General features: G+C 42.5%; 15 protein-coding genes and 1 pseudogene. 7 read left to right on the forward strand and 9 right to left on the reverse strand.

The genetic code is table 11. The features are described 5' to 3' along the window. Positions 1-10 precede the first annotated feature (10 nt). Together JMY09_RS03560 and ppk2 are read left to right on the forward strand one after the other, a co-directional pair. Positions 11-1,351, forward strand: a pseudogene (locus JMY09_RS03560) (acetyl-CoA C-acetyltransferase); the annotation flags it as partial. 216 nt (positions 1,352-1,567) lie between these two features. After that, positions 1,568-2,581, forward strand: coding sequence for a polyphosphate kinase 2 (ppk2, locus tag JMY09_RS03565; RefSeq protein WP_256932777.1), 1,014 nt, complete (start codon positions 1,568-1,570; stop codon positions 2,579-2,581). Positions 2,582-2,758: 177 nt separating this feature from the next. Here the strand turns inward: ppk2 and JMY09_RS03570 are convergent, their stop codons facing one another. The 8 genes from JMY09_RS03570 to rsmG form a co-directional block, all read right to left on the reverse strand. Next, positions 2,759-3,106 carry a PilZ domain-containing protein gene (locus JMY09_RS03570; RefSeq protein WP_201622222.1) on the reverse strand — a complete coding sequence of 116 codons (348 nt, stop codon included), beginning with the start codon at positions 3,104-3,106 and terminating at the stop codon, positions 2,759-2,761. 101 nt (positions 3,107-3,207) lie between these two features. Then, complete coding sequence (locus JMY09_RS03575; RefSeq protein ID WP_379606728.1) at positions 3,208-4,329, reverse strand: DNA polymerase III subunit delta'; 1,122 nt, start codon at positions 4,327-4,329, stop codon at positions 3,208-3,210. A gap of 137 nt (positions 4,330-4,466) precedes the next feature. Further along, entirely contained in the window at positions 4,467-5,333 is an 867-nt protein-coding gene (kdsB, locus tag JMY09_RS03580; RefSeq protein WP_201622223.1) for a 3-deoxy-manno-octulosonate cytidylyltransferase, read from the reverse strand. 90 nt (positions 5,334-5,423) lie between these two features. Then, complete coding sequence (gene lpxK, locus JMY09_RS03585) at positions 5,424-6,533, reverse strand: tetraacyldisaccharide 4'-kinase (protein WP_201622224.1); 1,110 nt, start codon at positions 6,531-6,533, stop codon at positions 5,424-5,426. Positions 6,534-6,659: 126 nt separating this feature from the next. Continuing rightward, positions 6,660-8,456 carry a lipid A export permease/ATP-binding protein MsbA gene (msbA, locus tag JMY09_RS03590; RefSeq protein ID WP_201622225.1) on the reverse strand — a complete coding sequence of 599 codons (1,797 nt, stop codon included), beginning with the start codon at positions 8,454-8,456 and terminating at the stop codon, positions 6,660-6,662. A 478-nt stretch (positions 8,457-8,934) separates the two neighbouring features. Further along, positions 8,935-10,113 (reverse strand): ParB/RepB/Spo0J family partition protein, encoded by a 1,179-nt coding sequence (locus JMY09_RS03595; protein WP_201622226.1) that lies wholly within the window; start codon positions 10,111-10,113, stop codon positions 8,935-8,937. A 103-nt stretch (positions 10,114-10,216) separates the two neighbouring features. Then, positions 10,217-11,011 carry a ParA family protein gene (locus tag JMY09_RS03600; protein WP_201622227.1) on the reverse strand — a complete coding sequence of 265 codons (795 nt, stop codon included), beginning with the start codon at positions 11,009-11,011 and terminating at the stop codon, positions 10,217-10,219. Positions 11,012-11,212: 201 nt separating this feature from the next. After that, the gene (rsmG, locus tag JMY09_RS03605) at positions 11,213-11,878 is read right to left on the reverse strand and encodes a 16S rRNA (guanine(527)-N(7))-methyltransferase RsmG (RefSeq protein ID WP_201622371.1); all 666 of its coding nucleotides are present in this window, start codon (positions 11,876-11,878) and stop codon (positions 11,213-11,215) included. A 377-nt stretch (positions 11,879-12,255) separates the two neighbouring features. On the opposite strand from rsmG, the gene JMY09_RS03610 reads away from it, so the two are divergent. The 3 genes from JMY09_RS03610 to JMY09_RS03620 all read left to right on the forward strand — a co-directional run bounded on the left by JMY09_RS03610 (position 12,256) and on the right by JMY09_RS03620 (position 16,987). Continuing rightward, the gene (locus tag JMY09_RS03610; RefSeq protein ID WP_201622228.1) at positions 12,256-15,006 is read left to right on the forward strand and encodes an ATP-binding protein; all 2,751 of its coding nucleotides are present in this window, start codon (positions 12,256-12,258) and stop codon (positions 15,004-15,006) included. 100 nt (positions 15,007-15,106) lie between these two features. Next, complete coding sequence (locus JMY09_RS03615; RefSeq protein ID WP_201622229.1) at positions 15,107-16,192, forward strand: helix-turn-helix transcriptional regulator; 1,086 nt, start codon at positions 15,107-15,109, stop codon at positions 16,190-16,192. 129 nt (positions 16,193-16,321) lie between these two features. Next, positions 16,322-16,987, forward strand: a complete 666-nt coding sequence (locus tag JMY09_RS03620; protein ID WP_201622230.1) for a TerD family protein — start codon at positions 16,322-16,324, stop codon at positions 16,985-16,987. A gap of 328 nt (positions 16,988-17,315) precedes the next feature. Here the strand turns inward: JMY09_RS03620 and JMY09_RS03625 are convergent, their stop codons facing one another. Next, the gene (locus JMY09_RS03625; protein WP_201622231.1) at positions 17,316-18,296 is read right to left on the reverse strand and encodes an ion transporter; all 981 of its coding nucleotides are present in this window, start codon (positions 18,294-18,296) and stop codon (positions 17,316-17,318) included. 785 nt (positions 18,297-19,081) lie between these two features. Here JMY09_RS03625 and JMY09_RS03630 point away from each other — a divergent pair. Together JMY09_RS03630 and JMY09_RS03635 are read left to right on the forward strand one after the other, a co-directional pair. Beyond that, a complete protein-coding gene (locus JMY09_RS03630; protein ID WP_201622232.1) occupies positions 19,082-19,714 on the forward strand; it encodes an OmpW/AlkL family protein in 633 nt (210 codons plus the stop codon). A 296-nt stretch (positions 19,715-20,010) separates the two neighbouring features. Continuing rightward, on the forward strand, positions 20,011-21,342 hold the full coding sequence (locus JMY09_RS03635) for a tyrosine-type recombinase/integrase (RefSeq protein ID WP_201622233.1): 1,332 nt from the start codon (positions 20,011-20,013) through the stop codon (positions 21,340-21,342). Positions 21,343-21,472 lie beyond the last annotated feature (130 nt).

Genomic DNA, 21,472 nt, shown 5'->3' on the forward strand with positions numbered 1-21,472 from the left:
AAGTGCTACGGATAAAAGTACGGCTACTAAGAGCCCTGCCGCTAAGAAAAGCACTGCAAAAGTGGTCTCAGGCCAGCATCGTGTAGCTATCTTAGGTGGTAACCGTATTCCTTTCGCACGCTCTAATGGTGCTTATTCAGAGGCTAGTAATACTGATATGCTTACTGCGGCCTTTAACGGCTTAATCGAGCGTTATAACTTACAAGATGAGTTATTAGGTGAAGTAGTTGCTGGGGCAGTCATTAAGCTTAGCCGTGATATTAACTTGACTCGCGAAGCCGCCCTAAATACCGCATTAAATCCACAAACACCTGCTTATGACATCTCACAAGCTTGTGGTACAGGCGTACAAGCAACCTTCGCTTCAGCGAACAAAATTGCTTTGGGTATCATCGATTCAGCCATCACTGGCGGTGTGGATACTACCTCAGATGCCCCTATTGCTATTGGTGATGGCTTGCGTAAAGTCCTACTAAAGCTGGGCTCTGCCAAAAATATGAAGCAGCGTCTTCAAGCATTAAGCAAGTTTGATCCGAAAGATTTAATCGATGCGCCACAAAATGGTGAGCCACGTACGGGCCTATCTATGGGCGACCATCAAGCGATTACTACGCTTGAGTGGAATATCAGCCGCGAAGACCAAGATGAGCTAGCCTTTAACAGTCATAAAAACTTAGCACGTGCTTACGATGAAGGTTTCTTTGACGATTTATTAACGCCTTATAAGGGCTTAACTCGTGATAATAACTTACGTCCCGATTCAACTATAGAAAAACTGGGTAAATTGAAGCCAGCCTTTGGTAAGAACAATGCCAATCCAACTATGACAGCGGCCAACTCAACCCCATTAACTGATGGTGCTTCTTGTGTACTATTATCTAACGAAGATTGGGCTAAAGAGCGTGGACTTAAGCCGTTAGCTTATATCGTTCATCAAGAGACCGCAGCGGTAGATTTCATCGGTAAATCTGGTGATAAAGAAGGCTTATTGATGGCTCCTGCCTATGCAGTGCCACGTATGCTTGAGCGTGCAGGTCTGACTCTACAAGATTTTGACTTCTATGAGATCCATGAAGCCTTTGCCTCACAAGTATTGTCTACTATGGCAGCTTGGGAAGATGAAAGCTTCTGTAAACAGCGCTTAGGTCTTGATGCACCTTTAGGCTCGATAGACCGTAGCAAACTAAACGTTAACGGCTCATCACTTGCTGCCGGACATCCTTTTGCCGCTACGGGTGGTCGTATATTAGCCACTGCTGCTAAGCTACTTGATCAAAAAGGCTCAGGCCGTGCGCTAATCTCAATCTGCGCTGCTGGTGGCCAAGGAGTTACTTGTATCTTAGAGAAGTAAGCTTTTAAGATAGAATATTCGCCTACTGTTATTTACCCTTTAATCGCCTGATTAGAGGGTATTTTTTTGTCTACGGTTGAAGCTGTCATCGCTTGATGGTTATACTAATTAGGCGTTAACAGACAAGCGCTTATTACACAGCAGCTTTGAAGGTATACTATATAAGTAGAGCTGAAAACCATAGACTAAGTCTAAGTCCGCTATTAGGAGTTTATTATGGCTAAGATACCCTCATCCATTGATCCAAAATCATTGACCGTACAAGAGCTTAGCGAACTAAGCGCCGCTGAATGTGATAACTTTATTGAACGAATGGATAAGGAAGTTTTTGATGATGAGCTACGCCGTAAGATGCATCAGGATTTGATCGATGATTATGATGAAGAGCTCGAAAACGAGATAGATGACTACATAAATGACTCTCGTTTTGATGGGCTAGTGATGACTGAACAAGAAAAGCTTGATCGCCGAACTTATTTTCAACAGTTAGTGCGCCTACAGCGCGAGCTGATAAAACTACAAGATTGGGTAGTTGATCGCGGTGAGCGTATTGTAGTAATCTTTGAAGGACGTGATTCAGCTGGTAAAGGCGGTGCTATCAAACGTATCACTCAGCGCTTAAACCCACGTGTTTGTAGAGTCGCAGCTTTGCCCGCCCCTACCGAACGTGAGCAAACCCAATGGTATTTTCAGCGTTATGTTGCTCATTTACCAGCGGCCGGTGAAATTGTATTATTTGATCGCAGCTGGTATAACCGCGTAGGTGTTGAACGAGTGATGGGCTTTTGTACCGATGCACAGTATGAGGAGTTTTTTCAGTCGGTGCCAGAATTTGAGCGCATGCTAGTACGTTCAGGTATACGCTTAGTCAAGTATTGGTTTTCGATCACTGATGATGAGCAACATTCACGCTTTATGAGTCGTATTCATGATCCTCTTAAACAGTGGAAACTGTCAGCGATGGACTTACAATCTCGTCGGCGTTGGGAAGATTATACTAAAGCTAAGGAGACTATGTTTGAGCGTACCCATATTCCAGAAGCTCCATGGTGGGTAGTCGAGGGTAATAATAAAAAACGTGCCCGTCTTAATTGTATTGCTCATCTACTAGAGCAGATACCTTATGACGATGTCCCTCGTGATGAAGTTCAACTGCCTGAACGCAAGCGTGATGATGAATACTATCGTGAGCCTATTCCTGATGATATGTATGTACCTCCACGCTATTAGCATTTTTAGCCAATAAAACAGCTATTATTTTCCCATCATTTAAGTAAAAGAAATAATAGCTGCTAAGCTGTAAATCATAGTGCCCATACTAACTTATACATTGAGGAACTAACTGGTATTTAGCAGCTATGTAATATTTAGCACTGATAGCTAGGACTACTAGTCAGCAATTAGCAATCACATAGTATAAGTCGCTTGCTGGCTATCAAGTTTACCGGCCAGCAAACGCTCAACTTCGTTTTTGATCTTCTGGCCACTAACATCTTTGCCTATTTGTACCGCAAAACCTGCCGGACGATTGGCCTGAGCCTTACGATTAAGCCAAACCACTTTGCCATTCATCGGCAACCGCTCACTAGAATTAGGTAGTGTCACGGCAACAAATACTTCATCACCCAATTGCTGAATGCGCTCGCTTACTACAAATAATGCTCCATTATCTACAAAAGATAAGTAGCTGGCATACAGCATTGCTATATCTGTAATATGACAACTAAGAATTCCACCGCGACTTGGCATTACCATCGTTAGCTCCTAATATAAAAGATAGGTTTAAGCTTGGTTTATGACCAGCCTTAATCATTAAAATACTTAGTTACTGCTGTGCTTAACTAGCATAGATAAGCTTATAACTGTGCTAACTGCTGCATCAGCTTATCATAGGCGAATTTTTCTTGCACATTTTGTTGTAGAGCTATCTTCACTTGCTGTAGTTGGTACAGCATAGCTTCAAGCGCAGCCTCACTAGGCTGATAAGTGGTGATAGCTTTTGGCAACTCTATATCTTGCTGACTGCTTGTTAGCCCTAAACAGACCCGCTGAATATCCAATATCATCATTTCAGTCAACTTTATAAAATCAGCTATATCCAGCTGACTCTGCCAGTAATCACTAGCTGCTATAGCGCTACGTTTGCCACTACGTAAGGCTTGCCATGTGGTTAGCCAAAGCGCGCGCTTACTATACCAAGCGGCTTGCGCTAAATCTATTGCTGCTAACGGAGCGCCATTAGCCAACTGCAATAACTGCGCTATTTGCGAAGATCCAATAGCTTCACGGTTAATAGTGCTACCTAGAGCTTGGGTAACATAATGCTGGGCAGCGCTAGCTTCTATTTGTTGCAATGGCAGCTGCTGCACCCGACTCTTAATAGTAGGTAGCAGCTGAGTTGGCGTATCACTGATTAGGAACAAATGCACTTGCGCTTGGGGTTCCTCAAGGGTTTTTAGTAGAGCATTAGCAGCAGCAATAGTCATCTGTTCGGCATAATCTAAGACACAAATACGTATACCCTGCCCACCTTGATAGATAAAAGGTTGCAAGGCACGAATATCGTCAATTTTTATGGTGAAGGAAGCTTTAGCAATCGCTTTGGCCGACTTTTTGCCGGTTTTAGTTGCCAGCTCAGCGGCTTGACTGCTGTTGGCGCTCGCCACACTAATAGGCATTTGCGTTAATGGCAGTACTTGTAAGCTTGGATGGGTACCTGATCTGAGCCACTGGCAACTGACACAATGACCACAAGCGCCAGCTGGATGTTGATCACGCTCTCGACATAATAGCCAAGCCACTAATCGCCAGACAAAAGCGCGCTTGCCCATACCTTGCATGCCAGCCGCTAATAAGGCATGTGGTAAAGATGATGATGGCGACAACACTCGTGCTGTTATTTGCTGCCATAATTGGTGTTGCCAAGGTAATAGCTCTGCAAAATAAATGTCGTCGGTAATCTCGTCCACGCTTGATATCCCTTTATTCTTTTAATCTAGCTAAATACAAAATATATTGCGCCGCTGACTACTATCATTTTTGGCTAGTATTAATGTTTATAGTGATGTTCTTAAATACTAGTATTTATAATAAAGCAGATATTTGCTTAGGCTATTTACTGGCCAGTATAGTCTTTAAAGTCAGCTAAACTCATAGCATTTAAGCGTTCTAAATCTTCCTGAGTATCTACTCCTGCTGGCAGCTTGAGGGTTGCTGCTTGGATAGCAATTGCGCCCCCATTCTCCAAAACGCGTAGTTGCTCTAGGCTCTCTAGGGTTTCTAAGGCGGTAGGTAGCCAATGTACAAACTGCTGCAGTAAGCTGACTCGATAAGCATATAAGCCTAAATGACGCTTAGCATTTTGTGGTGCTGCTGTTACTTGTAGGTTTTCTGCCAAAGCACTATCACGATCACAAGGAATTGGGGCGCGGCTAAAGTACAGTGCCCGCTGACACTCAGTACGGTTAGTACTACTATCAGGACTATTTCCGGACTGATAGCTACTAGGGTAAGTCGCGCTTACTACTTTGACTACTGAAGGTCGTCTAAAGGTTTCGTTATCTTCAATAAGCTCATACAAAGTTGCCATAACACTAGCTTCATCTCGTACTAGTAAATCTTTGACTTGCTGCAACAATGATGGGGGTACTAAAGGCTCATCGCCTTGCATGTTGATGACGATATCTTGCTGTGCCCAACCCTTTATAGCGGCCACTTCTGCCAAACGATCGGTGCCAGATATATGGTCACTACGAGTCATCACCACTTCAAACCCGGCATCACGACAAACCTCAGCGATACGTAAGTCATCAGTAGCAATGCACATGTCATCAGCGAAATCTGCCGCTTTTGCTTTTTCAGCGACCCAAAGTATCATTGGTTTACCGTGAATAGCTAATAACGGCTTACCAGGTAGACGAGTACTTTTAAAGCGCGCAGGAATGACGATATGAGTCTTAGCAGACGATGAGACGATCGACATGATTGAATCCTATTTTTTTGAGATCTGTTTTTTGAAATGATGATAGTGGCAGCAAGCTATTATAAATCATTGCATTTCGATCAATACTGACTATAGCTTCAGCCCCAGACTATTTAATTGCTGCTGTAGCTCATCATAGCAACTAGCCGATAGCTTAGCAGTCACTGGTAATACCCAAATTCTAGCAAGCAAAGCTTCAATGTCAGTTTTGCTTACCGTTGAGGCGGGCATACTCAGTTGATCGGCCAAGAGCACGCTTATTTTTACTGCATCCTTACTAGTGACAATAATAGGATACTGCTGATACTGCAATAAATCTGCCAACTCAAAGTCATAGTGGTCAGGGTAAGGGTGAGCGATCACTACTAACCCTAAGCTCTCAGCAGTAGCAAAGAATCGCTGCGGATAGCCGATACCACTAACCGCATGTACAGTGCTACCTGCTACAGGCGCATCACTCTGTATTATCAGCGAAGAAGATTGCTCATTGCGATTATTAGCGACTGAACTGCCCCGCAACGCCCGCAAAGTATTCGGCTGCAACTGCATAGTTAGATGATGAGCGGCAAACTCAGAGTCAGCACTATCGAGCTTTTTATGCTCAATAACCGTCGCCCCATTGAGCCTTGCCAGCGGCTCACGCAAAAACCCAGTAGGTAATAGCTGCTGATTGCCAAAGCCGCGAGCCACATCGACTACTATCCACTCTATATCTCGCTGCAAGGCATAATGCTGCAAACCGTCATCAGCGATTATCAGCTGTAAGTCAGGATGCGCTTGCAATAAAGTAGCAATGGCTTGCTGTCGATTCGGGCATACCGCCATCGGCACCCCAGTCATACTGACGATTAAACTAGGCTCATCCCCTACTTCATTTGGCAAGCTAGTCCTAGTCACTAGAGCTGGCATCTTATCACTATCACCACCATAGCCACGACTGATCACACCCACTCGTAGCTTGTGCTGTTGTAGATAATCAACTAATGCCATAATGAGCGGAGTCTTACCACTACCGCCAACAGTAATATTACCAATTACCATTACTGGAATAGGCGCACGGTAGCTTTGCAACCAGCCAAGCTTATAGCCTTGACGACGTATTAGACTGAGCAAACCATACAGCCAACTCAGGGGCAATAGTAACCACAGCCAAAGCGCTTGACGTTGCCATGCCTTAGTAATCGCCGTCTCCAGACTCATCTACTAACTCTCACTCAATTATCCAGTTGGTTGGTCGCTCAGTTAATATTTTGTCGCACTATTTAATGGTTATAAACCTTTAACTGTGCCAGCGTTTATTACTTAACTCACTACTGAACTATGCCATTACTTAAAGTCACGCTCATACATCTGCGCATAGTAACTCTTATTCTGTAATAGCTCGTCATGAGTACCAATCTCCACAATCCTACCGTTATCTAGTACGGCAATGCGATCGGCGGACTCAATAGTAGTCAGACGATGGGCAATCACTAAAGTGGTACGATCTTTCATAACGTTATCGAGGGCTTGTTGAATATAATGCTCGGACTCATTGTCCAAAGCACTAGTAGCCTCATCTAATATGAGAATAGGTGAGTCTTTTAGCAAAGCACGGGCAATAGATAAGCGCTGACGCTGACCACCAGATAACTGTAGGCCTTCAGCACCTATTTCACTTTGATAGCCTTGTGGCATCTTAGTAATAAAGTCATGAGCAAAGGCATCTTTGGCAGCTCGTTCTACCTCAGCTTGCGACTTACTGGCCAAACTACCATAAGCAATATTATTAAATACCGTAGTATTAAATAATACTACTTGTTGATTGACCATAGCAATCTGTGAGCGCAGGCTCTCCAAAGTGATGTCTTCAATAGCCATACCATCCATAGTGATCTGCCCTGAAGTGGTGTCCAAGGTACGAGTCAATAGATTAACTAATGAGGACTTGCCAGCACCACTTCGGCCCACCAACGCGATGGTTTCGCCAGCACGGATATCTAAGCTGAAATCTTGTAAGGCAACAGTTGAATCGGGATAGACCAAACTGACTTTATCCAGCTTAATCTCACCAGAAAGTACCGGACTGAGTACACCAGTGTTTTGCTCTTCAGGCTCATCTAGTAGCGCAAATATAGACTCACCAGCGGCGAGGCCTTTTTGCAGCTTTTGATTGATATCGGTTAATGAGCGTACTGGCTTACTAAGTAGCCCTGCAGCAGCAATATAAGAGATGAATTCTCCTGCTGAGATATTATCAATCACTGCAGGGCGCAAAGCTAACCATACCACCACCGACATCGCTATCGCCATTAATAGCTGCACAGCTGGGGTGTTGATACTGTTGGTCACCACTATCTTCATACCTTGGCGCAAGTTGCGCTTAGAAGTATTATCGAAACGTTGCGCTTCGTAGGCTTGACCGCCATAATTTTTGACAACTTGATAACCCGTGACGACCTCATTGGTAATATGACTGACATCCCCCATTGTCTGTTGAATATCTTTTGAGAGGGTCAAATAGCGTTTTGAGGCAACCCGAATAAGCCATAGTATAGGCGGTAACACTAAAAATAAAATTAGAGTTAAACGCCAGTTGCTATATAGCAAAAAGCCAATCAACGCTACTACTGTCAAGCCATCACGTAGCAGAGTCTTCATTGAGTCAGTACTAGCTGCGGTAACTTGCTCAACGTCGAAGATAAGTTTAGAGGAAATAGTACCAGAAGGATTGGCTAGATAAAATGAGCTAGGTAAGCGCAAAAGTTTATTAAATACTTGCACGCGCAGCTCATAGACTAAGTTACGCGACACTAGAGCCGTATAATAGTTACCCAAAAAGCTACCCACACCCCGTACGAAGAACAACAGCACAATAATCAGCGGAAACAGATTTTGTTTTGCTTGGTCATTTTGATTAATGGCGTCGGTGATGTATTGTAATAGTTTAGCAATCCAAATCTCAGTACCAGCATTGATAGCGAAACCAATGATCGTCAATGCTAGCGCCCACCAGTAGGGCTTTAGATAAGCTAGCAGACGGAATAGAGTTTTATGCTTAGGAGGGGACGGTAGCAGTAATTCCGACTCTTGCGGATTATTAGCAGAGGTTTTGATTGTATCAGCTTGCAAAGATTGGCTCATAGAAGCCTCAGTTTAAATAATGTTTTGTGAGTTTTTCACTTATATAAGGTGGTTAGTCCAATGCAAACCACAGCAATAGCGAGTGACTTATACAATTAATAAATTATGACTAATAGCCTAGGATTAACCCAATAAACTATAAGACATAAAGTTAGCAAAAGCACTAGATTGTAGCATTCCACTATTTACGCTATATTGCTTTAATATAACGATTATTGACAATATTTAGCGCCAGCTACTATTCATATATCAATTATATATAAAGGCTACGCGGTGTTGAACAGTCATCAATGATCAGTCATCAGTGCCGATAATTAATACTGCTCTACGGTAGCTTACTAGAGCTTATAATGGCATCAATTAGCCAATAGCCATACCGCACTACTATTTAAGCTTAAAAACCCTAGCTTGCCTGCCACATCCATTACTAGGGCCTGATGAGATGGCTATCTGTTAGCCAAAATATTTATCATTAAGCTTAATGCTGTGCCGCCAACTGTTCAATCAAAGCCACTAATTGCTGTTGATCATGGAAAAATATCTCTACGCTACCTTGACCATCTTTTTTATGTTTAAGCTTAACTTCAGCTCCCAACGCATCCGTTAAACGCTGAGTCATACGCTGAGCATCGTGGCTTACTACTGCCGCCACAAGATCAGCTTTTACTGGAGGTTGTAAAATAGATTTAACCAATTTTTCAGCTTCACGAACGGTCATACCACCATCAATAATTTTCTGGGCAATAATCGGTTGTTGTTCTGAGGATAGGGCCAATAGCGTGCGAGCATGACCCATATCTAAAGCGCTATTGGCTAAATGGTCTTTAACTGTGTCATGGAGCTGATTTAGGCGTAGTAGATTGGATACTGTAGTGCGGGCTTTACCAACCACTTCGGCAATCATCGCATGACTCATGCCGAATTCTGTATGGAAACGTTGCAGAGCAGCGGCTTGCTCAATCACCGATAGATCTTCACGCTGAATATTCTCAATCAACGCTAAGGCAATAGCTAGCTCATCAGACAACGCTCGTTCAATCGCTGGAATGACCGCTTTACCTGCCATTTTTGCTGCACGCCAACGCCGCTCACCAGCAATAATTTCGTGAGTAACTATAGCCGTGCTTTTATCTTCAGTTGCTAGCAATGGTCGAATAACAATAGGCTGCATCACCCCATGCTGCTCAATAGAAGAAGCTAGTTCTGCCAATGCAGTCTCACTCATATCACGACGGGGCTGGTATTTCCCTGCTTGCAACTTCATCACATCAATCTGTATCAGACTGATCTGATCTTCACTAGCGCCAGTATCAATCTGACTACGTACTTTAAGAGTGCTAGTTTTACTATTAGCACCACTATTACGTACTGTACGAGTGCGATTAGCCGCCTTTGCAGTTTTACTATCGGTTTTAGTACTTAGTGTATCAACGGCTGACTGCTCAGCGCTCCCATTACTACCTTTAGTAGGCTTAGAGTCGATAGCCTCTGACGAGACACTTAATGCTGTAGCTGGCAAGGTTTCTTCTACTGCTAGGTCATGATGCACAACCCTATCATCTCGTAAAGCAGAGGCGGTGATTTGCTTTTCTTTTTTGATTGATCCCAATAGGGCATCTAGACCTCGATTGGCAGCCAAACCTCGTTTTTTCGCCATGATTACCTATCCTTTAATACTAAAATAAAAGCCGCTTGCTGGTTAATAACGGCTTACTAATGACTACAGTAGTTACTGTTAAATATGTTCGCCACTTAATCCGTTATTTAGCGGGTTTTTTTGGGCTTTGCTTAATCACTTCTGCTGCCAGTTGTTGATAGGCCATCGCCCCTTTTGAGCTTTTATCAAACATCAATATCGGCATGCCATGGGCAGGCGCTTCTGCCAAACGAATATTTCTTGGGATATGGGTTTTGTACATAATATCGCCAAAATGGGCTTGTAGCTCAGCAGAAACATCGTTGGCTAAAGTGTTACGAGCATCAAATAAGGTTCTGACTACACCGCGTATATATAGAGGTGGGTTCAGCTCTGTCAAGCGCTCGATAGTCTGCGATAGATCGGCTAAACCTTCTAGTGCATAATATTCGCACTGCATCGGAATAATCACGCTGTCAGTAGCAATCAAAGCGTTAATAGTCAACAAGTTCAAGCTGGGCGCACAGTCCATAACAATATAATCATAGGCCTTTTTTTGCGCTTGCTGTTGATCAGCTACTAATACCTGCATAGCTGTCTTTAATAATTCGTGACTATTGGTCTGCCCCATCAAGGTAATATCCATACCGGCCAGCTCACGATTGGCACCGATTACATCGAAACCTGCTGGACTTCTGACGGTGGCTTGCTGCAAGGAAACCCCATCGAGCAGAACGTCAGCTATAGTCAGCTCCAAATCGTTCTTGTCCAAGCCTGTCCCTGAGGTTGCATTGCCTTGTGGGTCTAAGTCAATCAGCAGTACACGCTTGCGCTTGGCCGCCAAACTGGCCGTCAAATTTACCGCCGTTGTGGTCTTACCAACGCCGCCTTTTTGATTGGCAATTGCTATGATTTCCATACACTCACTCAATTTGATTAATTTGGCGCTTATCACTAGCGCCTGTTTTATTATTAATAGGTTTATTCTACTCGGCAGTATACTTGCTCTACAGCGGCGCACTTAGTAGTATCACCCTAACTTTAACGTTAAAAACAGCTTATAAAATGGGCTATCAGCAAAAGCTGGTTAGTCGAACTATTAAACAGGCAGTAGCATACGCTAGCCTATTTTAAATAGTTCAATCAAATGCCGACTGTCATCTAAACCAGGAACCGTTAACTTAATCGTATCAATTTGCCACTGTTGATCTAACGCTTGCAACTCTTCAATAGTTGGCGCTTTACCTTTCATAGCACATAAATGACCACTTGCAGCTAGCTTTGGCTCAGCAGCCAATACAAAATCAGTCAAACTAGCAAAAGCCCTAGAAGTTACTACATCATATTGTCCTTCATGGGCTTCAATACGTGCGGCAATTGGCTGTACATTATGTAAACCAAGCTCACTACTGACTTGCTTAATAAAACGAATCTTTTTTTGATTGCTATCAAGAGCGCTACACTGGCGTTCAGGCTGACAAATAGCAATAATAACTGCTGGTAGTCCAGCGCCTGTACCGATATCCAACAAAGCCCCAGCTGGCAAATGCGTTATAATAGCCAAGCAATCGATAACGTGCTTAATTAAGGCCTCTTTAGGCTCAGTAATAGCCGTCAGATTATAAGCTTTGTTCCATAACAGTAGCTGGTCTAAGTACAATAACAATTGACGCTGTTGATTATGGTCTAATGACAAACCCAGCGACTGTATTGCTTGCGCTAATATATCAGCTAAATGAGGCAATTGTGCAGCAATTTTTACAAACCCAGTAGTGTCGATAGCCATGTTGGCCTGCTGACTCGCTGCTTGATTGGTAGTATTATTCGAGGGTGTAAAAGGGCTTTTAATAGCGCCATTAGCAGAAGCTGACATACAACGAGTTATCCTGTTTTGACACGTGAACCGACTATTTTATCATGCAGGCTGCCCCTTGAATAGTTGCAGATTGCCTCAATGTCCGACATCTTATACTATCTACGCTTAGATTGACGATTTATTCGGTTTTAATCCTCTTTACAAGCTAAAAACCGTACTAGTAGACCTACTGATTTTAGCCTCTATAGTAGTTTTACTTACTCAATGTTTAATGCTACGACTTTTAACCTTTAACAACGCAAGCTTTATCTACTAAGCTTTACAAATTTTGAGATAGTTTACCGCTTATGATTGAACAGCCTTACACCGCGATTACCCAAACATCAGCTAACACTGATATTAATGATAGGCTCACTAATGATACAGCTATAACAGAAACTATAGCTGCTGAAGTGAGTTCGGCAGCTGAGTCATTACCGCATCCTATTTTGGCAGAAGTCAATGACCGTTGCTTTATCTCAGAGGAGCATCTAAAACGCTATACTGACCCCAGCCAACTGCCGACAGACACTCGTACGGCAGATGATCTAGACGTGGGTTTTGGTCAGCAGCGTGCTATTAAAGCCTTACGGACAGCTTTAGATATTAATGCTAGTGGCTATCATGTGTTCGCTGCTGGTGAGAATGGCTTAGGTAAGCGCACTATTATCACGCGTTTGCTACAACGCATCGCTAGTGATGCACCAACGCCTGATGATTGGGTCTATGTGCATAACTTCACTGACCCACGTAAGCCTTTGGCCTTACGACTGCATACCGGACAAGGGATACTATTACAGCAGCAAGTCAATACCTTGTGGCAACAAGCCAGCAAACGCTTGAATCAACGTTTCCGTAGTGATCACTATCAAAGTAAAATAGAAGCCATCAACAATACCTCCCAGCAGCAAGAAAGCCAAGCTTATGAGGCACTCAATGCTGAAGGCAAAGCTTATGACTTAACCTTGAGCTTTCGACCTTATGATAATAAAGCAGTCTTTGTCCATCCTAGCCAGCTAGCAACTTCGTCTGATAGCGCGGCAGCTGACAATGCCATGACTGCTGAGTCAGTAACTGAGCAAAGTTACGAGAGTAAGCTGGATAACTTCGTCCAAAAAAACCACATGCAAAAGCGTCTTAGTCAGCTGACTATCACTTTAGAGCAATTAGAAGATGAAGCCAACGCTAGCATTGAAACGCTACATCATGACATAGCGCAGCGTGCTCTTGAGCCTCTATTCACCCCTCTTTATGAGCAGTTTTCGGCTCAGCCACTAGTAATAGACTATTTAAAAACGATGCTTGCCGATATGATTACTCATGTTGAGCGTATCGTTAATGCTGATGATGAGAAATTTGTCGCAGCAGTATTGGGGGCTACGCCTAGCCGTTATACCGTAAACGTTATGGTCAGTCACCAGCCTGATGAGGGTGTACCGGTTATCTTTGAGAACTTACCCACTCATCTCAATCTATTAGGTCATGTTGAGCAAGTCACACAATCAGGGACGGTTATCACTGATGTCAGTATGATACGGGCTGGCGCTTTGCATCGTGCTAATGGCGGTTATTTATTACTCGAAGCTAGCCAAGTTCTTGAGCATCCTTATGCTTGGCAAGGGCTCAAGCGTGCTTTGCAGACTCGTAAAATAAAACTATCAAGCCTTGAACAAATTCTGGCATTGACTGGTAGCTTATCGCTAGAACCATCGCCTATTGAGCTTGATATAAAAGTAATCCTGTTAGGAGAAGCTGATTTATATTATGAGTTATTAGAGCTTGAGCCTGAGTTTGATGCGGTGTTTAAGATTCGTGCTGACTTCCATGATGATGTCATCCGTACTAGCGAGCACGAATTAGCGCTAGTGGCTAAAATGGCTGATATTATTGATTATGCTGACCTTTGCCCTTTTGATAGTGAGGCACAAGCTACTTTACTAGAGCACTTAAGCTTACAAGCTGAAGACCAAAACCGCTTGAGCCTACATAGTGATCGTCTCATCAAGCTATTGCATGAGTCTAACCGCCATGCCCGCTTACAAGATCAGGAGATAGTCACCGCTAGCCATGTTATCCAAGCCATCGCTGATATGGATGAGCGCTCAGGATACTTGCGTGACTTGTATTGGCAGGAGCTCAAAAACGGTCAGCAACTTATAAATACTGATGGCGGAGCTGTCGGACAAGTCAATGCGCTGACCGTAGTCAGCTATGCTGATAGCGAATTTGGCATGCCCGCACGTTTGACCGCCTTGATTCAGCCTAATATTGGTACTGGTGATATTTTAGATATCGAGCGTGATGTCGAACTGGGCGGCAGCTTGCATGCCAAAGGTATGCTGATTATGACTAGCTATCTGCGTGCCTTGTTCAGTCAGCATCATGCGTTGAATTTTAGTGCCTCCTTAGCCTTTGAACAAAGTTACGCTCATATCGATGGTGACAGCGCTACGGTTAGCGAAGCTTGTGCCCTGCTCTCAGCACTGGCCAACGTCCCTATTAACCAAGCCTTTGCTATTACTGGCTCGATGAACCAGCTGGGTGAAGTTCAAGCGGTTGGCGGCATTAATGCTAAGATCGCCGGCTTCTTCGATGCCTGTCGTGAGCAAAGCTTAACTGGTCAACAAGGGGTAGTGATTCCAATGGCCAACGTCAAGCACTTGATGTTACGTGATGATATTATTGAGGCAGTTGCAGCCGGACAATTCTATGTTTATGGGGTCAATACTCTTAGCGAAGCACTGACGCTAATGACTGGACTGCCTATCGATACTATGAACAAAAAAGGCCGCTATCGTAAAGAGACTTTATTTGGTAAAGTATTGCAGCGCTTGATGTTATGGGATGAAAATCAAGCCAACGCTAATACCGATGATCTAGAAGATAAAAAGTCTAAGAAAAAGAAAGCGGCAAAGAAAAAAGATAAAAACAAGAAAAAGTCTAAAAAAAAACCTGAAGATAAAGCAGTTGACTTAGATCAAAAAAACCACGGTAAAGCCGAGAATGATGAGGGTAATATGCACTCTAAACAGCCCCATGCAGATAATACTTCTGCTTAAGCTAAAAGGTCAGTAATCTAGCCTAGACGCTACTGAGATTTTCTGCGCTGATAAAATCATCTAGCGCTAAGCCAGATTAATCTATAAAGGTAATCTTTTTATGACTGAGCAAGATAGCAATTCTATTAGTGCTGACAGTACCAATAATAGTAAAGATAGTGATAGCCGCAAGGATGCTGCCAGTCGCCATGGCGCCGCTACTACTGCCCGTCAATGGCAAGTGCTATCGCAGCTGCAGCGCAATCGTTGGGTAGGCACTACTCATGTTTATGAGCAGCTTATGTTGGCAGGTTTTGATATCAGTTTGCGCACCGTACAAAGAGACCTAAACGCCTTAGCCAAACGCTTTCCTATCGAAAAAAATAATGCCAATCCGCAAGGGTGGCGTTGGTGTGATGATGCTCCATTGCAGAGCCTACCGCATATGAACTTATCACAAGCGGTTGCTTTTAATATGGTTGAGGCCAATCTTACCCAGTTATTACCACCCGCTATTTTAGATGAGCTATTTCCTTGGTTTGATCTGGCGCGGCGACAACTCAAAAACAGTAAAGTCACCCATTCTTGGATTGATAGAGTACGTATTGAACCAGCTACTCAACCGCTGATTGCCCCGAATATAGACTTGCACAGTAAAGATAACATCTATCATGCGCTGTTTTACCAATTGCAGATTCAAGCTTGTTATACCCGTAGCAATAAATCACAAGCTAGCGAATATACCCTCAATCCTATTGCTATTATTCAGCGCGGAGTTATTATTTACTTATTAGCTACTCGTACTGATGATTCAGAAGCCATTATTCGTACTTTTGCTCTGCACCGCTTTGCTAGTGTTGAGCTGTTAGAAACAGCAGCAAAAACTCCTGACAACTTCCAATTAGATAGCTATTTAGATGCAGGCAGCATGGGCTTTACCCACCCTCTACTTAGCCAGTTACCGGATCACGGAAAGAACAGCGCCATTGAGCTGCATTTTACTCAAAAAGCTGGTAGAAGTCTGACTGAAAGTAAATTGAGCGATGATCAGACGGTGACAATGAATGATGACTATACGCTGACGATAACAGCAACCGTCAATTTGACCTCGCAGCTAGTATGGTGGCTACGTGGATTCGGTAAAGGGTTATTAGCCGCCAAGCCCCAACTACTTTATCAAGCGGTCTCTGATATAGATCTAGAATAACAGCGCACTAAAAGCTTCTCTATAAAAATGCCTGTCTATACTAGTCCCTACTAAAATCAATAGTCAGTAAAATCAATACTCAGTAAAATCAATAGCAACTAAAATAAATCAGCTTTAGCAAGGAATATTATGACGACCCCTACTCCTTCACCTTTATTATCAGATAGCTTGTCTGCGCTTGGTCTGACTGCCAAAACTTTGTTTTTTTCGTTGAATTTTGACTTCTCTGCGCCTAAGCCTGAGGGTAAAGATAAAATGAAACGTTTTAAGCAAAATCAAGGGGCGTTAGATCTCGATATTGCTTGTGTGCTCTATGATGATAAGTGCACTATTAAAGATCTAGTATGGTTCAAACAGCTGCGTGATGAGGCACAGTCAGTACGTCACCAAGGCGATAGTCTCAACGGCAAAGATCGCGGTCAGCAAGCGCTGTACGATGCTCCATTAGACCAAGAACAAATTCGTCTTTATTTGGATAAAATACCAGCTCATATCACTAATATTGCCATGATTGCCAACTCCTATTATGGGCAAGCCTTTAAAAGGGTTCATGCTGGCGAAATCCATTTGAGCGATGATGAAGGCAATCGTGCTTTTGAAGTTAATTTAAAGCAGCTGCCTGCCGACTGTCATACTTTATGGGTAGCTAGTTTGCGCCGTGAAGTAGATGATTGGCATTTAACCTTACAAAACCTGCCCCTACCAGCCAAAAACCTCTCTGACGCTGCACAACAAGTCGCTCATGAGCTGGCACGTGCCTTGCCTGTGCAGCTCTCACCACTATCAGCTAGATAATCACTTTTGCTTATCGATCAATTAGCTGTTAGCAATCAGTTAGACTACCGTATTATTGGACTATAAAAATTATTAGACTATAAAAATTATTAGACTATAAAAATTATTAGACTATAAAAATTATTAGACTATAAAAATTATTAGACTATGAAAATTATTAGACTATGAAAAGCGAAAGGGCTAGTTTCTATTGAGTAGAAGCTAGCCCTTTTTTATTGTATATCCTATCCCTGGCTACTTAAGCTCCTTAAGCTACTTAAGCTACTTAAGCTACTTATCCTAAGCTATTAACCGCTACATGCTAACGGCTACTTGCTGACCAGAAGACTTAGTCTAAGCCCTCGCCACAGTGAGGACAGAAATTCTTTTTACGTACTTCTTTTTCGCGTTGTTCAAGCGCCTGTTCACGTAGTACTTGCAGCACGATTGCCTGCGCTTGTTCTTTATCTAACCCTAAATCACGACGTATCTTATCAATCATAGTCTGATTCTGTACTAAGTCAAAATCACCATCAACTAAAAACTCACGAAACTGTTGCTCAATCTCATCGCGACGTTGCTCCAGCTCATTGGCGAGACCAGTAGCTAGAATACCTGCCGGTAATGCCGCTAAGCCTACCCCCAAAATAGTAATCACAGCACCTAAAAACTTACCCGCATTAGTGATTGGAGTCACATCGCCATAGCCTACTGTAGTCAAAGTGACCACCGCCCACCACATAGCTTTGGGTATCGATTCAAATTCTTCAGGCTGAGCATGATTCTCCACTAAATAAATACCACTAGAAGCAGTGACTATCATAATGAGGAGTATAAAAATAACTGCTTGGAAAGACCCCTTCTCTTTGCTAATGACCACCAATAAAATGCGCATCGAAGCAAAGTAGCGGGTAAGCTTGAGAATACGGAACAGGCGTAGTATACGTAAAAATCTTAAATCGATACTGACAAAGAAGTTTAAGAATGCTGGTGCAATAGCGATTAGATCGATTAAAGCTGATGGGCTCTTTAACCATTGCCAACGTTGGCGCCAAGTGCTGTTGGTAGGTTTAGCTTCAGCAACGCTCCATAACCGCAATAGATATTCAACGGAGAAAACCACGATAGAAAAGCGCTCAAACCAAGTGAAATACTGTTGGTAAGGGTAATACCATTGATCGACTGACTCAGCAATGACTGCCGCTACATTAGTCATAATTAATAAAATTAAAAAGTAGTCAACACAACGACTAAACAAAGTGTCATGTTCATCATTTTGCAGAATATTATAAACAAAATGCCGCGAACGCTTTATAGCTTGGAATAACATGCTGACCCTAAGTTAGGTTTTAATCATAATACCAAGATGAATTTGATTAGCAACTCTCAATGTTACTTAATATGCGGTTGCATCCATAGCTAGTAACTAGCAGTTGAGTTGAATGCCGACTGAACTAGGAGAGTCAACACGCCCTACCTAGTTAGTTAGTTAGTTAGTTTATTTGCGCTAACCCGTGTGTCAATTATACAAAATTTGCGTAGTAAATATAGGTCAATACCAATAACAGCACTGCAATGATGACCAGCCCCATACCTATAAATTGCTGTTCTTTATAGGAGCTGCTGCTCAAATTATTAGTAGGTATTAAAGACAAGCCACAATCAGCACAACAATTGTCGTCCTCAGACATTATTAGCATCAAGCGGGCGTTATTGCAGCGTAAAGGGGAGTTACTGCAGTATCCAGTCATATTACTTACCCTTTGTTTATTGGTTTTCTAAACCGTTATGCAGTCAAGAGCGGTTACGAATTTAGAAACATTGATTTAGCTAAAGTATTTTACAGTATTTATGAAGTTAGAAAAATTATGGTTTTAGATTATATAAGCAGCTACCTGTAAAAATAATCTTTAAAGAATTGTTTAGGGCTTGTTTGTTGTTCATAGCTTTATTTATGGCTTGTTTTTAAATCATTACTATTTGTAGGGATTTAATGTATAATAGTAAGTATGAGCTACTAGTTGTCTTTTTATAGTAACTCTATCTCTCAGTGACCGATGTTATCCCTCATCCATAATTACTGAAAATCATTTATCTTGTTAAGGATTTAATCCGATGAAACTACAATCCCTAGTTTTAGCCGCTGCTACTGCACTTACTATGACTACTGCCTTTGCTGTACCTGCTGGTACTTGGTCAGTGGCGGCTGGTGCCCACTATGTTGACCCTAAAAGTGATAACGGCACTGTCAATGCCGGTGGCACTGATTATGCGGTTGATGTTGACGGTGATGTACGTCCAACGATTAGTGGTGAGTACTTTATCGCTAATAACGTTGGTATCGAACTATTAGCAGCGATTCCTTTTCATCATGACTTTACCTTAACCGATAATCTGGGTAATCAACTTACTGGTAAAACTCAACACTTACCACCTACTTTGTCACTACAGTATCATTTCGATGGCTATAATATGCCTATGAACCTAAAACCATTTGTTGGTGTTGGGGTTAACTACACTACTTTCTTTAAAGAAAGAGTTTCTACTGGTGGTGACTTAGATCTTGACGATAGCGTCGGTGTAGCTGGTCATATCGGTGTTGATATCCCATTTGCTGCTACTGAAGCTTTCCGTATCGATGCCCGTTATATGGACATAAAAACTGATGCTACTTTAAATGGTAATGATATTGGCCAAATTGATATCAGCCCTTGGGTCTATGGCGTTGCTTTTGTAAAACAGTTCTAATACGGTCTAATATAGTGATCTAATTACTAACAATCGCAGTAAAAGAAGCCAGCATAATAGCTGGCTTCTTTGTGTCTACTATCAAGGACCGTTAACGCTAAACGGATAAAACCAACACCAAAAAAAGACCATCCGTAGATGGCATCTTTTAATAAAGCCTGATAAAACCTGATAAGCTCAAAGCCTTTATTTTACGTGCCTTTAGTGCTAATATGTCACTTGTGATAACGTTAGTGCAAGTGTGAAAAAGCCGATTAAATGGCTACCAAAATGGCTACCAGTTTGCAGGTGATAAGATGACAATCAAAACAGACTTAACAACCGATACCCAAATCAAACGGGCAATCAAAAACACTATCCAAACTGACAAGACTATAAGTTACGCTATAGCTGGCTATAAAGGCCTAGAAGTACGCATAAGAACACACAAAGATAGCTCAGACGCTACAGCCGATTTTAGACACCGTTACACCCACCCCATCACTGGCAAACGCCCTTACATGACGCTAGGACAATACCCAGCGTTAAGCCTTGCCGATGCCCGTCAATATCACAGCGACAATATGCAACTGTTAGCTAAAGACATAGACCCAATAGAGCATAGAGAAAGTCAAAAGCAAAAAGACATAACAGATCGTCAAAACACGTTAAATCATTTCATCAATGAATGGTTAGAAATACAGCACAGCAAAAACTTATCACCTTCTAGTATCAAAAATATTAACATTGCGATAAAGCCAATCCAGCAAAGACTTGGCCATATGAAAGTGACAGATATCAGCCCTAGTATCGTCATTAAGTTTATTAAGGACATACAAAAAACATATTCATATAAAGGCTTGCAGGTCAAAACTATATTAAAAAGTATTCTACAGATTGCTAAGGCTCATATGATTATTGAGTACAACCCAGCCAGCGACCTACAAGGAACACTTATTAATCACAAAGTAAAACATCATGCAGCACTAACAGACCCTAAAGAGTTTGCCGAACTGCTAAAACATATTGACCGCTTAGACGATGCAAGCCAGCTACACAATAAGCGCATATTGCAGCTATTAGCATTAACGTTTGTTCGAGTTGGTGACATGTGTGCTATGAAGTGGGCGGATATTAACTGGTTTAAAAAACAATGGGAACTTAAGCCACAGAAAGCTGGCAACAGGGCTGACATGGTAGCCAGTATTGTTATACCACTAGCACCGCAAGCCATTGCCCTATTAGAGCAGATGAAGCCACTTACAGGTAATAGCGATTATGTATTTCATAACCCTAGACGCAAAAAAGAGCTTTATCACCATACGCAAGCAATCAACAAAGTATTGAATAGTGATCTAATGAATAACGGACAAGGCTATAAAGATATTCACAGCCCACACGGTTTTAGAAGTAGTGCCAAGACTATGCTAATGGAGCGACTAGGCTATGATGAATTGATAACTGAACTGGCACTAGGCCACCGCATGCTAAACGCTTATGGTACAGCATACAACCGCATGACTGGACTAGAGCAAAGAGCAGATATGATGACAGCATGGGCCAACTATTTAGACGATATAAAGGCTGGCAAGTTTGATAACGTGATACGTGCAGACTTTAAGAAAGCAGCCAAACAAAAACACGCCTAAAGCCATATAACAAACAGATTAACCAGTTTTGATAGCTCAACGGCTATCAGCAATAATTGCAAGGCTAGGACTAATTACCCGAACGGCTGCTATTCACACACCTTAAAGCAGCCAGCGCCTTGCACCTATT

It is taken from the genome of Psychrobacter urativorans (assembly GCF_904846695.1).
GTDB classification, from domain to species: Bacteria; Pseudomonadota; Gammaproteobacteria; order Pseudomonadales; family Moraxellaceae; genus Psychrobacter; species Psychrobacter urativorans.

What these genes read in the sequence shown, in the direction of transcription:
- JMY09_RS03600 (WP_201622227.1), bottom strand. Translation starts at nt 11,011, where the DNA reads ATGGAAATCATAGCAATTGCCAATCAAAAAGGCGGCGTTGGTAAGACC.
- JMY09_RS03630 (WP_201622232.1), top strand. Translation starts at nt 19,082, where the DNA reads ATGAAACTACAATCCCTAGTTTTAGCCGCTGCTACTGCACTTACTATG.
- JMY09_RS03570 (WP_201622222.1), bottom strand. Translation starts at nt 3,106, where the DNA reads ATGGTAATGCCAAGTCGCGGTGGAATTCTTAGTTGTCATATTACAGAT.
- lpxK (WP_201622224.1), bottom strand. Translation starts at nt 6,533, where the DNA reads ATGAGTCTGGAGACGGCGATTACTAAGGCATGGCAACGTCAAGCGCTT.
- JMY09_RS03610 (WP_201622228.1), top strand. Translation starts at nt 12,256, where the DNA reads ATGATTGAACAGCCTTACACCGCGATTACCCAAACATCAGCTAACACT.
- kdsB (WP_201622223.1), bottom strand. Translation starts at nt 5,333, where the DNA reads ATGTCGATCGTCTCATCGTCTGCTAAGACTCATATCGTCATTCCTGCG.
- msbA (WP_201622225.1), bottom strand. Translation starts at nt 8,456, where the DNA reads ATGAGCCAATCTTTGCAAGCTGATACAATCAAAACCTCTGCTAATAAT.
- JMY09_RS03625 (WP_201622231.1), bottom strand. Translation starts at nt 18,296, where the DNA reads ATGTTATTCCAAGCTATAAAGCGTTCGCGGCATTTTGTTTATAATATT.
- rsmG (WP_201622371.1), bottom strand. Translation starts at nt 11,878, where the DNA reads ATGGCTATCGACACTACTGGGTTTGTAAAAATTGCTGCACAATTGCCT.
- JMY09_RS03595 (WP_201622226.1), bottom strand. Translation starts at nt 10,113, where the DNA reads ATGGCGAAAAAACGAGGTTTGGCTGCCAATCGAGGTCTAGATGCCCTA.
- JMY09_RS03615 (WP_201622229.1), top strand. Translation starts at nt 15,107, where the DNA reads ATGACTGAGCAAGATAGCAATTCTATTAGTGCTGACAGTACCAATAAT.
- ppk2 (WP_256932777.1), top strand. Translation starts at nt 1,568, where the DNA reads ATGGCTAAGATACCCTCATCCATTGATCCAAAATCATTGACCGTACAA.
- JMY09_RS03620 (WP_201622230.1), top strand. Translation starts at nt 16,322, where the DNA reads ATGACGACCCCTACTCCTTCACCTTTATTATCAGATAGCTTGTCTGCG.
- JMY09_RS03635 (WP_201622233.1), top strand. Translation starts at nt 20,011, where the DNA reads ATGACAATCAAAACAGACTTAACAACCGATACCCAAATCAAACGGGCA.